The 14,491-nt window shown below is 34.6% G+C and carries 10 protein-coding genes and 2 tRNA genes; 7 read left to right on the forward strand and 5 right to left on the reverse strand.

Annotation, left to right across the window (positions count from 1 at the left end; genetic code table 11):
• Positions 1 to 253 precede the first annotated feature (253 nt).
• Entirely contained in the window at positions 254 to 1,501 is a 1,248-nt protein-coding gene (locus tag AC1DY0_RS04160) for a 3-deoxy-D-manno-octulosonic acid transferase (RefSeq protein ID WP_477187408.1), read from the forward strand.
• A gap of 226 nt (positions 1,502 to 1,727) precedes the next feature.
• The gene (locus tag AC1DY0_RS04165) at positions 1,728 to 1,946 is read left to right on the forward strand and encodes a hypothetical protein (protein WP_477187409.1); all 219 of its coding nucleotides are present in this window, start codon (positions 1,728 to 1,730) and stop codon (positions 1,944 to 1,946) included.
• Positions 1,947 to 2,103: 157 nt separating this feature from the next.
• Here the strand turns inward: AC1DY0_RS04165 and AC1DY0_RS04170 are convergent, their stop codons facing one another.
• The 4 genes from AC1DY0_RS04170 to mutS form a co-directional block, all read right to left on the reverse strand.
• Entirely contained in the window at positions 2,104 to 2,451 is a 348-nt protein-coding gene (locus tag AC1DY0_RS04170; protein WP_477187410.1) for a YegP family protein, read from the reverse strand.
• 122 nt (positions 2,452 to 2,573) lie between these two features.
• Positions 2,574 to 2,659 (reverse strand) — tRNA-Leu (locus tag AC1DY0_RS04175).
• Positions 2,660 to 2,671: 12 nt separating this feature from the next.
• A tRNA-Gly gene (locus AC1DY0_RS04180) sits at positions 2,672 to 2,747 on the reverse strand.
• 144 nt (positions 2,748 to 2,891) lie between these two features.
• Positions 2,892 to 5,498, reverse strand: coding sequence for a DNA mismatch repair protein MutS (gene mutS / locus AC1DY0_RS04185; RefSeq protein WP_477187411.1), 2,607 nt, complete (start codon positions 5,496 to 5,498; stop codon positions 2,892 to 2,894).
• Between the two features lie 152 nt (positions 5,499 to 5,650).
• Here mutS and AC1DY0_RS04190 point away from each other — a divergent pair, with 152 nt between their 5' ends.
• From AC1DY0_RS04190 to AC1DY0_RS04205, 4 genes are all read left to right on the forward strand, one after another.
• Complete coding sequence (locus tag AC1DY0_RS04190) at positions 5,651 to 6,115, forward strand: DUF1573 domain-containing protein (protein ID WP_477187412.1); 465 nt, start codon at positions 5,651 to 5,653, stop codon at positions 6,113 to 6,115.
• A 75-nt stretch (positions 6,116 to 6,190) separates the two neighbouring features.
• Positions 6,191 to 6,721 carry an RNA methyltransferase gene (locus AC1DY0_RS04195; RefSeq protein ID WP_477187413.1) on the forward strand — a complete coding sequence of 177 codons (531 nt, stop codon included), beginning with the start codon at positions 6,191 to 6,193 and terminating at the stop codon, positions 6,719 to 6,721.
• An 85-nt stretch (positions 6,722 to 6,806) separates the two neighbouring features.
• Positions 6,807 to 8,978: a T9SS type B sorting domain-containing protein gene (locus AC1DY0_RS04200; RefSeq protein ID WP_477187414.1), complete on the forward strand. Its 2,172-nt coding sequence runs from the start codon at positions 6,807 to 6,809 to the stop codon at positions 8,976 to 8,978.
• 81 nt (positions 8,979 to 9,059) lie between these two features.
• Positions 9,060 to 11,288 carry a T9SS type B sorting domain-containing protein gene (locus AC1DY0_RS04205; RefSeq protein WP_477187415.1) on the forward strand — a complete coding sequence of 743 codons (2,229 nt, stop codon included), beginning with the start codon at positions 9,060 to 9,062 and terminating at the stop codon, positions 11,286 to 11,288.
• Here AC1DY0_RS04205 and folK read toward each other — a convergent pair whose 3' ends face one another.
• Complete coding sequence (folK, locus tag AC1DY0_RS04210; protein WP_477187416.1) at positions 11,289 to 12,425, reverse strand: 2-amino-4-hydroxy-6-hydroxymethyldihydropteridine diphosphokinase; 1,137 nt, start codon at positions 12,423 to 12,425, stop codon at positions 11,289 to 11,291.
• Positions 12,426 to 12,551: 126 nt separating this feature from the next.
• Between folK and sppA the strand changes: the two genes are divergently transcribed.
• Positions 12,552 to 14,309 carry a signal peptide peptidase SppA gene (gene sppA, locus AC1DY0_RS04215; protein ID WP_477187417.1) on the forward strand — a complete coding sequence of 586 codons (1,758 nt, stop codon included), beginning with the start codon at positions 12,552 to 12,554 and terminating at the stop codon, positions 14,307 to 14,309.
• The last annotated feature ends 182 nt before the right edge of the window (positions 14,310 to 14,491 follow it).

The following is a 14,491-nucleotide window of genomic DNA, read 5'->3' on the forward strand; positions in this document are numbered from 1 at the left end:
TTTTAGCATCCTATGCCTTTCACAGGAACAATTAATAGAAGTAAACTTGCTTTAAGGTCAAATTTTACTGCAATTTAACCACCCCAAACAAGCACAACAAAAATAGTTATTTAATGAGTTCAAACCAATCAAACCCACAATAAAAAATATTTTTCCGAAGAAATAAAAAGTAGGTTCCTAACAACCATAATTTAAACATTTATTAAGGAAGAAAATAACACAAAGAAAATGTATTTTTACAAAAAAATTATCGATGCATTTTCTTTATAATTCAACCATTCTATTCACCCAATTTTTATTAAAAATCATAGCGCTTTTCAGTCCTAAAATGAAACTTTTCGTTGATGGCAGGAAAGATGTTTTTACAATTTTGGAACAAAAAATATCAGCCAATGATCAAACCATTTGGTTCCATGCTGCATCTTTAGGCGAGTATGAACAAGGGCTTCCCGTCATTGAAAAAATCAAAGAAAAGTATCCAACCCATAAAATCGTGGTTACCTTTTTTTCTCCATCAGGTTATGAAGTTCGAAAAAACAATACTGTTGCCCACGCAACGGTTTATCTACCTTTGGACACCCCAAAAAATGCTAAACGCTTTTTAGAATTAGTCCATCCAGACTTTGTATTCTTCATTAAATACGAATTTTGGATTAATTATTTAGACCAATTGCAAAAACAAAACATTCCCACTTATTTGATTTCAGGAATTTTTAGAGAAAAGCAATTATTCTTCAAATGGTACGGTGGCTTTTACAGAAAAGCATTAGACACATTTACCTATTTCTTTGTGCAAAATGAGAACTCAAAAAAACTCATCACCCGGTTAGGAAAAACAAACGTCATTGTTTCTGGCGACACTCGATTTGACAGAGTTGTTGCAATCTTAGAAAAAAACAACACTTTGGACTTTATAGACCAATTTAAAAACAACAAAACAACAATCGTAATAGGAAGTTCTTGGCCTAAAGACGAAACAATAATTTCAGAATACATCAACTCATGCGCTCACGATGTCAAATTCATTATCGCACCCCACAATATAAAACCTGAACAAATCAAACAACTGCAAAACAGCATCACTAAAAAAACAATGCTGTTTTCAGAAAAAGAAAATAAAGATTTATCACAATTTGATGTATTTATAGTTGACACTATTGGTATATTGACCAGAATTTACAGCTATGGAGATATTGCCTATGTAGGAGGTGGTTTTGGAAATCCAGGAGTGCACAACTTGTTGGAACCAGCGACTTTTGGAATCCCTATCGTAATTGGCCCAAATTATTCTCATTTTGACGAAGCTATTAATTTAGTAAAAATTGAAGGTTGTATTTCAATAAACGATTCCAAAGAACTCGAAATTGCATTTTCAACATTGATCCAAGACCCTGTCACAAGACGTCAAAAAGGTGAAATTTGTAGCACTTTTGTACAAAAAAATAAAGGAGCCACTAACAGTATTTTAGAAAAAATAACTCACAAGAAAAGCTCAAAATAAAAGAATTACAACTATTTTAGGCGTGTAAAAAGAAAGCATAAAACCTCATAAAACAGGACGCTATTTTTACAATTTGTAATTATTTGCCTATTTTATATTCCCTAAAAGAAAAAGCTAACCCTCTGATTGAAAATTATTTTTAAAAAATAAATGAAAAAATATTTTACATATTAAAAATTTTATATCTTTGCCACGAATTAATAATTAACCTTTATATTAAATTAAGATGAAAAAAGTATTTTTAAGTTTAGCTGTTGTTGCTGTATTAACTGTTGTATCTTGTAAAAAAGCTGACGCTCCTGCTGAAGAAACTACTGCTGTAGATTCTACTGCTGTTGCTCCTGCTGATACTACTGCTGTAGCTGCTGATACAACTGCTGCTGTAGCTGCTGATACAACTGCTGCTGCACCTGCTGCAACTCCTGCTGCTGCTCCAGCTAAGTAATTTCAAATTACGCTAGAAAAAATAAGCTGCATTCAATGCAGCTTTTTTTTATGACTATATCTCACGAAAACATCGTTTCGACACTATACAGAAGATATATATAAAAAAACCATCACGAAATCATGATGGTTTTTTTTACGTTTTCCAACTACAATAATCAATCCAAAAAAATTAGATCATTATCCGAAAAATCCAAGATTTCAGAAGCTGACGCATACTTCATGATTTCATCAATTCCCTTCTGAACCCTCAATTCAGTTGTGTATTTTCTACTTAAAGCAAAAGGAGCACCATCCAAAAACAGTTTAAAAAAATATTTCCCTCCAGCTGACTTGTGGTTATCAAAAGTCGCCAGACCAATATTACTTTTAAAATATTCAATCGCCTCCTCACATTCAAACTTAAGCTCATACTTCATACTCGTAAAAATAACTTTTCCTTTTCTTGAAGTAAACACAAACTTATATTGATCATCAAATCTTTTACTAACTACAAAAGCACCCATTTGATTTTAGAATTTAGATTACTGATTTCAAACAAAAGATTAAATCACTGACACACAAACTAGTTTGTCATCATAATTTACACAAATAAAAAAAGCCTCAAACATAGTTTGAAGCTTTCTTGTACTCAGAGCGGGACTTGAACCCGCACGAACATTGCTGTTCACTGGATTTTAAGTCCAGCGTGTCTACCAATTTCACCATCCGAGCATTATGCGATTTTGGAGCGAAAAACGGGGCTCGAACCCGCGACCTCGACCTTGGCAAGGTCGCGCTCTACCAACTGAGCTATTTTCGCATTTCATTCTTAAAAAGAACCGCAATACTTGTTTCATATTGCGGTTGCAAATTTAGAACTTTTATTCAATTACGCAAACCTTTTTTTTAAAAAAAACAAAGATAAAATTTAACGTTCTGACAGCTATAACTTTAAATCCAAAAACTATTTCCTAGATAACATCCTTTTAATCTCATTGAGTTTCATCAATGCCTCAACAGGAGTAATAGCATTTATATCCAAATTAACAATTTCTTCTTTGATTTCCTCCAATAAAGGATCATCGAGGTTAAAAAAGCTCATTTGCATTTCTTCCTTTTCGGATTTTATGCCGTTCAATACATCACTCGAATGGTTCTTCTCCAACTTCTTTAACATTTTCTGAGCCCTTGAAATAACAAGTTGAGGCATCCCCGCCATTTTAGCTACATGAATACCGAAACTGTGTGCACTTCCGCCTTTTACTAATTTTCGAATAAAAAGTACTGTATCCTTTAATTCTTTTACAGAAACATTGTAATTCTGAATTCGAGGCATCGTCTCACTCATCTCATTCAATTCATGATAATGCGTCGCAAACAATGTTTTAGGTCTAGATGGATGCTCGTGCAAAAACTCGGCGATAGCCCAAGCGATTGAAATTCCGTCATAAGTACTCGTACCTCTTCCAATTTCATCTAACAATACTAAACTTCTATCAGATATATTATTCAAAATAGAAGCCGTTTCATTCATCTCAACCATAAAAGTAGACTCTCCCATCGAAATATTATCCGAAGCTCCCACTCTGGTAAATATCTTATCCACAATCCCCATCCTAACACTTTCTGCTGGAACAAAACTTCCCATTTGTGCAAGCAATACAATCAAAGCCGTTTGACGTAATATTGCCGACTTACCCGACATATTTGGCCCAGTAATCATTATCAATTGCTGTGCTTCCCTATCTAGGAAAACATCATTTGTAATATATGGGACTCCAACAGGTAATTGCTTTTCAATTACAGGATGCCTTCCCTCTTTAATTTCAAGTTCAAACGTATCGTCAATTTCAGGACAAACGTATTTATTTTCTATTGCCAATTGTGTAAAGCAGCACAAACAATCCAATTGAGCAACCAAATTAGCATTCATCTGAACCGGTTTGATGTATGTAGCCACCCAACTCACTAGTTGCTCAAATAAATCGTTTTCAATTTTTTGAATTTTCTCTTCGGCACCCAAAATCTTAGTTTCGTATTCTTTCAGCTCCTCCGTGATATAGCGCTCTGCATTTACAAGTGTTTGCTTTCTGATCCACTCTGCAGGAACCTTGTCTTTATGCGTATTTCTAACTTCAATATAATACCCAAAAACATTATTAAAAGAAATTTTTAATGAAGAAATTCCAGTACGTTCAGACTCTCTTTTCTCAATTCCTTCCAAAAACTGTTTACCTGAAGTAGATATCGCGCGTAAATCATCCAATTCTGCATTGATTCCTTTCGCAATAGCATTCCCTTTGGCAATTGCCACAGGAGCATCTTGATTTAAGGTAATTTGTATTTTTTCACGCAACAAATCACAACTATGTAAACTGTCTCCAATTACTTTTACTGCTTCTTGCGGACTTGACAAAGCTAATGTCTTGATTGGAATAATGGCATCCAATGATTCTTTCAAATAAACCACCTCACGAGGCGAAACTTTACCTGTGGCAATTTTAGAAATCAAACGCTCCAGATCAGAAATCTGCTTGATTTGATTTTGAATGTTTTTTAAAACATCTTGATTTTCGTTTAAATAAGAAACCACCTGATGACGGCTTTTAATTTTATTGCTGTCTTTTAACGGCAGTGCCAACCAACGCTTTAATAGACGCCCACCCATTGGCGAAAGCGTTTTATCAATCACATCCAATAACGTAACAGCATTTGGATTGTAACTGTGGTACAATTCCAGATTACGAATCGTGAATCGATCCATCCAAACATAAGCATCCTCAGCAATTCGATGAATAGCCGTAATATGCTGCACTCTATTATGTTGTGTTTCGGATAAATAATAAAGAATAGCACCCGATGCAATGATTCCTTCTCTCAGCTCCTCAACTCCAAAACCTTTTAAAGAAACAGTTTGAAAATGCTTAGTTAGCGTTTCGACAGCATAATCTTCTTTGAAAATCCAATCTTCCAAATAGAAATTATGAAAATCCTCACCGAAAGTTTCACGGAATTCATTTTTATTATTTTTAGGAACCAAGACCTCGCTTGGATTGAAATTCTGAAGCAATTTATCTATGTACTCAGCATTCCCTTGAGCGGTAAGAAATTCACCTGTAGAAACATCCAAAAATGAAACGCCAATCATTTTATTCGCAAAATAAACTGCCGCCAGAAAATTATTGGTTTTGGAATGTAAAACCTCATCATTCATCGAAACTCCAGGTGTTACAAGTTCTGTAACCCCACGCTTAACGATTGTTTTGGTCATTTTTGGATCCTCTAATTGATCACAAATAGCCACTCGAAGTCCTGCTTTGACTAATTTAGGCAAATAGGTATTGATAGAATGATGGGGGAAACCAGCCAGCGCAGTCTCAGTCTCAGAACCCGCTCCTCTTTTGGTCAATGTAATCCCTAAAATTTTTGAAGCCCGAACGGCATCTTCTCCAAAAGTTTCATAAAAATCCCCAACACGAAACAACAAGCAAGCATCAGGATATTTCCTCTTGATTTCATTGTATTGTTTCATTAATGGAGTTTCTTTAACTATCTTATCTTTTGCTGCCAAAATTGTTATATTTGAGTGAATAAAAAACTCAGCGAATTTATAATTTTATACCGCAAAAAACTAAGGTGAAAAAAATTAAATTAGTTTTAAGAAAAAATTACAATACAATTTTGTTAATTTGTATAAATTTGTCATTCAAATCTAAAAAGACTATGAAAAAAATACTTCTATTAGCTATGCTAACCGTTTTAGGAACAACGATTTCTAACGCTCAAGAGACTTCAAAAAAAACTAAAAAAGCAAAAACAACTGCAGTTGCTGCATTACCAAAAGTAGATGGTGCAGGAATGGTTTTTGAAAATGAAACTATTGATTACGGTACTATCGCTCACAATGCAGAACCAAACCGTCAATTTGTATTCACAAACAATGGTAACAAACCATTAATTATCACAAATACTCAAGGATCTTGTGGATGTACTGTACCAACTACACCAAAAGAACCGATTGCTCCAGGAGCTAAAGGAGTTATCGGAGTAAGATATGCAACAGACAGAGTAGGTCCATTTACAAAAACTGTAACTGTAACTTCAAATGCTGAAGGACAACCGACAAAAACCCTTACTATAAAAGGAACTGTTTTACCTGATGCTGCACCTGCTGCAACAAAAAGCTAATATTACTTTTTTATCAAATAAAGAAAGGCTTCCTGATTTTTGGGAAGCTTTTTTTATAAAACCAATTGCCCAAAAATGAGAAAACTTGAAAACAGCGAACTAGAGAGGAAATCAATTGACGATTTTAAAAAATCTGAAAAAACACCATTGATTTTAGTTTTGGATGACATTCGCAGTTTACACAACATAGGATCTGTCTTCAGAACGGCCGATGCTTTTTTGATCGAAAAAATAATTTTATGTGGTATAACCGCCACTCCGCCAAACAAGGAAATTCACAAAACAGCTCTTGGCGCAACAGAAACTGTAACTTGGGAACATCATGAAAATGTATTGGAAGTTATTACAAATTTAAAAGAAGAAAACATCATTACCCTTGCCATTGAACAAGTAGAAAGCTCTGTTTTTCTTCAGGATTTCAAAGTAGACAAAAACCAAAAGTATGCTTTAATATTCGGAAATGAAGTTTATGGCGTAGCACAGGAAGCTGTAGCCTTATGCGATGGCTGTATTGAAATTCCACAATTGGGAACCAAACATTCTTTAAACATTTCAGTAAGTGCTGGTATAGTGGTTTGGGATTTATTTAAGCAATTCAACAATTAAAAGTCAATTTGTAACTACTCTTTTTTAATCTAATAAACTTCTAAACAAACTTTTGCATTTTGATTTAAAAGCTTATTTTTATAAAATGAAAATTAGACTCCACATCAATATGCTATTATTTTTTGCATTTTCAATTTATAATTTTGGCTACGCAAATTACACTAACAATCCTCCTAAAAAAAGTTTTACTGCTTTATCAGTAAAACCAAATAAATCAGTTCATTCTCTCGTCGATACCGCTCCCGTGATTACTGCTACTGGAAATAATACCTATTGTCCCTTAAGTTTTGTCAACATAGTAACCACTATTTCTATTACAGATTCAGACCCTGGAGACACAAGTACCGATGCTATCTATATTCAGATCTCATCAGGCTATGTGAATGGTAAAGATAAATTATCTCTTAATAATGCTTCATCACACCCCACTATTGTAGAACATTGGGAACAAAGTGAAGGAAAACTAACATTAAAAAGCTCCATACCTGGAACACCTGTAACCTATACCGATTTTGAAAACGCCATAAAAGACATTCAGTTTAGCAATTCTTCCTCCACACCTTCAGGGACTAGAAAATTTTCAATCAGCATAGGACAGGCCAATTACTTACCTAGAAATGGACATTATTATGAATACGTACCTCACATAGGAATTACTTGGACCAACGCCCAAGCAGCTGCAGAAATCAGAACCTACTATGGACTAAAAGGCTATCTAGCCACACTTACTGCTGCAGACGAAGCACAATTAGCTGGAGAGCAAGCACCCGGAGCTGGTTGGATTGGTGGCACAGATAAAGAAACAGAAGGTGTTTGGAAATGGGTAACTGGTCCAGAAGCTGGCACTATTTTCTGGAATGGACTTTCGAATGGTTCAACTCCTAATTTTGCTTTTTGGAACACTAACGAACCAAATCAGGCAGGAGATGAAGATTATGCCCATATCACAGCTCCGGGAGTTGGAAAGGCAGGTTCTTGGAATGATTTGGCAGATGCCGGAAATCCAAGTGGTGATTACCAACCCAAAGGATACATTGTAGAATATGGAGGAACTCCAGGAGATCCTGTTTTACAACTTTCGGCCAGCACTACTTTGACCGTTGCATCCATAACAAGTATTACACCAGCATCAAGATGCGACGCAGGAACTGTTACTCTACAAGCTACAGCTACAGCTGGAACTATCAATTGGTATGATACAGTGACTGCAATTAACTCTATAGGAACTGGTCCTAATTTTACCACTCCGAATATAAATACAACCACCACTTATTATGTTGAAACCGCCAGTTGCACTAGCAACAGAACCGCTGTAGAAGCCAAAATAAGCATCACCCCAACAATCACAGTAACAGACACAAACTCACCCGTAACCAATTGCGGACCTGGATTATTCACTTTAAAAGCAACACCCCCTGTAGGAACCATAAATTGGTATTCTCAAATTGGAGGAACTGTTGTAGGCACTGGATTGTCCTACACCACAACAACCATTAGTGCTAATACAACCTATTATGCCGAAGCAATAAACGACGGTTGCACAAACAACAACAAAATTCCAGTTGAATTAATTGTTTACCCATTACCTGCAGTTACCGACCAACAAGTTCCCATATGCCTTCCTGGTTCAGTACTATTAGACGCATCTATCCCAAACATGACTTACCTATGGTCAACTAGAGAAACCTCACAAACGATTAATGTACCAACAACTGGAGCCTACACTGTAGATGTAACAAGTCCTGCTCCAGAAAATTGCACTAGCAGAAAAACGATTACCGTATTTGAGTATAATAAACCCGAAATAAAGAATGTGAAAGTTGACGAAACAAGCGTTACCATAGAACTGGTAAAAAACGAAGATTATTTTGAATACTCAATAGATAATATTTACTATCAAAGCTCCAATGTTTTCACCAATGCGCCCAGCGGATTACAAACCGCATATGTGCGCAATATCAACAAATGCAATAGCGACAATGAACCTTTCATAGTCATCATTATTCCAAAATATTTCACTCCAAACAATGATGGATTTAATGATATCTGGGAAGTAAAAGGATTGATTGATTACCCCTTGGCTGAAGTTTCTCTTTTTGACCGTTATGGAAAATTAATCACACAACTAAATCATTTCAATCATAGTTGGGACGGTACTTTTAACAAAAAACCATTACCTGCAACTGATTATTGGTATGTATTAAAATTAGACTCAAATAGTCCTGAAGTGAAAGGTCATTTCTCTTTAAAGAGATAAAACACTGACTTTATACCAATTACAAACATTCATTTTAAACAAGTTTTCTTTTATTTTAAAAAAAATGAATACTTTTATAAAATGACAAGAGTAACTGCTTTTTTTATACTAACATCATTGCTTTTAGTTTTTTCAAAAATAAGCTATGCAAATGATATATGTTTACGAAAAAAAGAAAGTGCACACATCCATTTTATAGCCAATAAGAAATCTATATTAGACAACATACCCCCTACTCTAAAAGCCACTGGAAACCAAATTTACTGTCCACAAACCAGTATTCCTATTGTAACTGATATGAATATTACCGATCCTGATGATACTAGTACTCAATCTATTTATATCCAAATCTCAGTTGGATATAATGACAAACAAGATTTATTAACTCTTACAGGGAATCATCCTTCGATTGTTTCAGATTGGGATTCCAATCTGGGTAAATTAAAACTATCGGCTCCCATAAATGGAATTCTGACGTCATACACAGAATTTATTGCTGCAATAAAAGATGTTGTCTACACCAATTCGTCTAATAAACCAACAGGAAACAGAATCTTTTCAATCAGTGTCGATAACGCTAATTATTTACCAACCAATAATCATTTTTATGAGTACTTTGAAGCACCAGGAATTACTTGGGGAGATGCAAAAACGGCAGCCGAAACAAAAACTTATTTTGGCTTAAAAGGATATTTAGCGACAATTTTATCAGCCGAAGAACAACAAATAATAGGAGATCAATTACCTGGAAATGGTTGGATTGGCGGGGCTGATTATAAATTAGAAGGAGAATGGAGATGGCTAACAGGCCCCGAAAACGGAACCTTATTCTGGAGCAATCTAGAAGTAGGACCTGGTGGCGTCAAATACTCCAATATTTTCGGACAGGGTTATACTCCTAATTTCGCTTATTGGAATAGAAAAAACGGCAACAATAACGAACCAGATAATGGCACAGGTCTAGAACATTTTGCTCATATTTTAGACCGAGATCCAGGTCTTGGCATAAAAGGCGCTTGGATTGATTTAACCTACGACGGAAAAACTAATGGCCCAATGAAATCGAGAGGTTATATCGTAGAGTACGGAGGAATGCCTTCAGATCCAGAACTTCAAATTGCAACAAGCACTTCTTTAACCATACCACAGATTACAAATACCAAACCTGCTTCTAGATGTGATGTAGGCGAAGTAACTCTAGAAGGCACTACTAATTTAGGTGAAATTAAATGGTATGAAAAGGAAACTGGAGGAAACCCAATTGCTTCTGGAAATCAATTCACGACGCCAGAATTACTAAACACAACCATTTATTACATCGAAACCTTATACAACTCCTGTGCAAAAACATCAGAACGTACTCCAATAACAGCAACTATAAATTCAATTCCAATCATTACAACACCACAAACCACATTTACAACATGTGGACCGGGTGAAGCAACTTTATCAGTACTTTCAAGCGAAGGAGAAACCTATTGGTATGAAAGACCTACTAATAATAGCCTTGTTGGAATCGGAACAAGTTTCACTAGGAATTTTTCAAAAAACACCGATTATTATGTCGAAGCCGTAAGTAATGGCTGCACTAATGGTAGCAGGATAAAAATCAGTGTTATCGTATATGACTTACCAAAAGTTGAAGACGAGGAGATTCTTTGGTGTACAAAAAATAAAATAACATTAGATGCAACTTTAAACGGAATCTCTTACTTATGGTCAACTGGTGAAATTACTAAAACAATAAATCCTAACAGTAGTGGTATCTATACCGTAAAAATTAAAACTCCTGAGCCTGAAAGCTGTACAGTTACAAAAACAATTACGGTTTTTGAGCATCCAATACCTGAAATTATAGACCCAATTGAGACAAATGAATCACAGGTTATTATTCGTTTAAAAAATCCACAAAATTATTTTGAATACTCAATAGATGGAAACAATTATCAAAGTTCCAATGTATTTACAAACGTTTCGAGCGGATACCAAACTGCCTATGTAAGAGAAACAAATTCATGTGAAAATCCAATTACAAAGAATTTCATTGTATTAATTGCACCCAAATATTTCACTCCAAATAACGATGGCTTTAATGATGTCTGGGAAATAAAAGGATTGGTCAATTATCCTTTAGCCGAGATAACTATTTTTGATCGTTATGGAAAAACAATTACTAGACTTAATGATTTAAATCTCAGTTGGGACGGTACTTTTAACAAAAATATTTTGCCTGCAACTGATTATTGGTATGTTTTAAAATTAGATTCAAATAGTCCTGAAGTGAAAGGTCATTTTTCATTAAAGAGGTAATTACGAAGCATCCTTTTCTTGAATTTTATTCAAAATAAAGAGATAATCTTCTTGTTTATTTACAAAGTCTCGATCAGAAACATCAATAATTAAAACATTCAAATCGGTTTGGGTTTTGATGTATTCCAAGTATCCTTTATTTATTTTTTCCAAATATTCCGCTGTGATATCTTGCTCATAGCTTCTCCCTCGGGTTTTTATGTTTTTCAACAATCGATTTGTATTTTGATAGAGATAAATATATAAATCAGGCTTTGGCATTTCTTTATAAATGATATCAAATAACGCACGATACAATCTAAATTCATCTTCTTCTAAAGTAATTTTAGAAAACAACAACGATTTAAAAATATGGTAATCGGCTATAATAAAATCTTTAAAAAGATCAAATTGAGACAAATCATCTGATAATTGCTGATACCTATCTGCAAGGAAAGACATTTCAAGTGGAAATGCATAACGGCTTTGATCTTCATAAAATTTAGGCAAAAATGGATTATCGGCAAAACGCTCCAAAACAGTTTTGGCATTAAAATCTTCTGCCATTTTTAGAGCCAAAGTCGATTTTCCCGCACCAATATTCCCTTCTATCGCAATGTAATTATATTGATTTAATATTATTTTATCTAAAGGACTTTCTAATTTTTGCACTACTTCGCAAATACTGTCATCTGGAGTTATCTGGATGAGTTCCGAAATTGTTTTTTTCAGAACAGGATGTATCCAATCTACATTCAAATCATGAAAAGGCAACAAAACAAATTTTCGGTTTTGCATTAGCGGATGCGGAATTTGAAGATGATCCAAATCAAGAATTTCATCATCAAAAGCAATCAAATCAATGTCAATTATTCTGGATTGATATCCTGCATTTTCATTGCGAATACGTCCCAACTTTTTTTCTACCTGCAAAACCAACTCCAATATTTTCTGAGCAGAATAAGAAGTATGCAAAACCAAAGCACAATTATAAAACGCCTCACTTTCAAAACCCCAAGCGGGAGTTTCGTACAATTTTGAAACTTTTATAATAGTACCGATTTCCTGATGAATCAATTCAAGACACAATTCAATGTTTTTCAAACGATTGCCTTGATTGCTCCCTAGAGATAAAATAACTTGATGCTGTAATTCCATATTAGGCACAAATTAAGCAAAAGAATTTTAGAATAGCAGTATATTTGCCCAGAGTGTTTCAATTTATTTTCAGCATTAACTGTAACAAATCTGCACTTTTTGCAACTTATTAAAAAAGTATACTATATGAGATTTTTAGGAAATGTAATGGCTACCATTATTGGTATTTTTATTTTTTTCATGTTGTTTTTCTTCGGGATAGTAATCATAGGAACATTATTTGGTGAAGAGTCAGAAGGGATTGAGGTCAAAAACAATTCGGTTATAGAATTGAACTTAGAGGACATTTCCAATGATTATGCCGGCAAATACAAAGACCCGTGGTTGGATATCTTTTCTGAGAAAAAGAACATTGGACTTACCGATATCATTAATGCCATAGCCACTGCAAAAACAGACAGTGATATTCAAGGAATATCTATTTTGAATCAAGATTCATCATTAGGATTGGCCCAAAGCAAAGAATTAAGAGAAGCTTTGAATGATTTCAAAAAATCAGGAAAGTTTGTTATGGCCTACGCCAATAATTACACACAAAAAGATTATTATTTAAACTCTGTTGCCAACACTATTTATTTGAACCCTGCAGGAGACCTTGATTTTAAAGGATTGTCTACCGAAATAATGTTCTTTAAAGATTTACAAGAAAAATCCGGAGTTAAAATGGAAGTTATTCGTCACGGAAAATACAAAAGTGCCGTTGAACCATTCCTTGAGAACAAAATGAGTGACGCCAATAGAGAGCAGACTACTGCTTTATTAAACTCTGTTTGGAGTTCCGTTCTTGCCGATATTTCAGCAAGCCGTAACATATCTACTGCGAGGCTAAATGAAATAGCCACTGGATTATTAGCTCGTACCCCAGAAATGGCCAAAGCAAATAAACTTATTGACGTTGTTGCCTATGAAGACGTGTATCATGATGCTATCAAAAAAGCGATGAAAGTATCTGGCGATGAAGATTACAACAAAGTATCGATAACTGATTATGCACAAAAAGTAGCAACAACATCTATAATTTCAGAATCAGATGATCAAATTGCCGTAATTTATGCACAAGGCGAAATTCAGAGCGGTGAAGGAGATGCCAATGTAATTGGAGAAGGTTCTATGCGTCGTTCATTCCAAGAAGCCAGAAAAAACAAAGACATCAAAGCAATTGTACTTCGTATTAACAGTCCGGGCGGAAGTGCCTTGACATCTGATTTAATTTGGAGAGAAATCGAATTGACCAAAAAAGTGAAACCAGTAGTAGTGTCTATGGGGAATTATGCTGCTTCGGGAGGATACTATATTGCCTGTAACGCAAACACCATTTTTGCCGAAAAAAATACTATAACAGGTTCAATTGGAGTTTTTGGAATTCTACCAAACTTCAACCAACTTTCCACCAAAATTGGAATCAACACAGAACAAGTAACGACCAATGAAAATGCCAGTTACAGTCCATTCGTTCCTTTGAATGAAAAATTCAAAGCAGTAACCCTTGAAGGAATAGAAAGAGTTTACAAAACATTTGTAACTCACGTTGCCGAAGGACGAAAAATGACATTTGCACAAGTAGACTCTATTGCCCAAGGTCGCGTTTGGACAGGTACTGAAGCCAAAAGAATTGGATTGGTGGATAAAATCGGAAACCTAAATGATGCTTTGAATGAAGCTGCAACATTGGCAAAAATCAAAGACTATTCTACTCAAAACTTCCCGGTTTATGAAAAAAACTTCAGCGATCTCTTTTCTAAATTTCCTTTTGCAAAATCAAAAGAAGCGCTAATCAAAGAAGAATTAGGAGAAGAAAATTATTTTGTTTTGCAACAAATTAAAAAAATACAAATGCAAAAAGGAATTCAGGCTCGACTGCCTTTTGAAATTTCAATCCATTAATTTTTTTATCATCTATCATAAACCCTTTCAGATTAAAAAACTGAAAGGGTTTCTTTTTTTTGTAAAATCCTAATGATTTCAAAATCATAAAATAAGATTAAAGAATGGTGATAGCATATTCCATTAAAAAACAAATATTATCTTCGTAGGAAGATTTTACAAAACAACTAATTAATAAACTC

The sequence above is a fragment of the Flavobacterium sp. P1_E4 genome, from assembly GCF_056405915.1.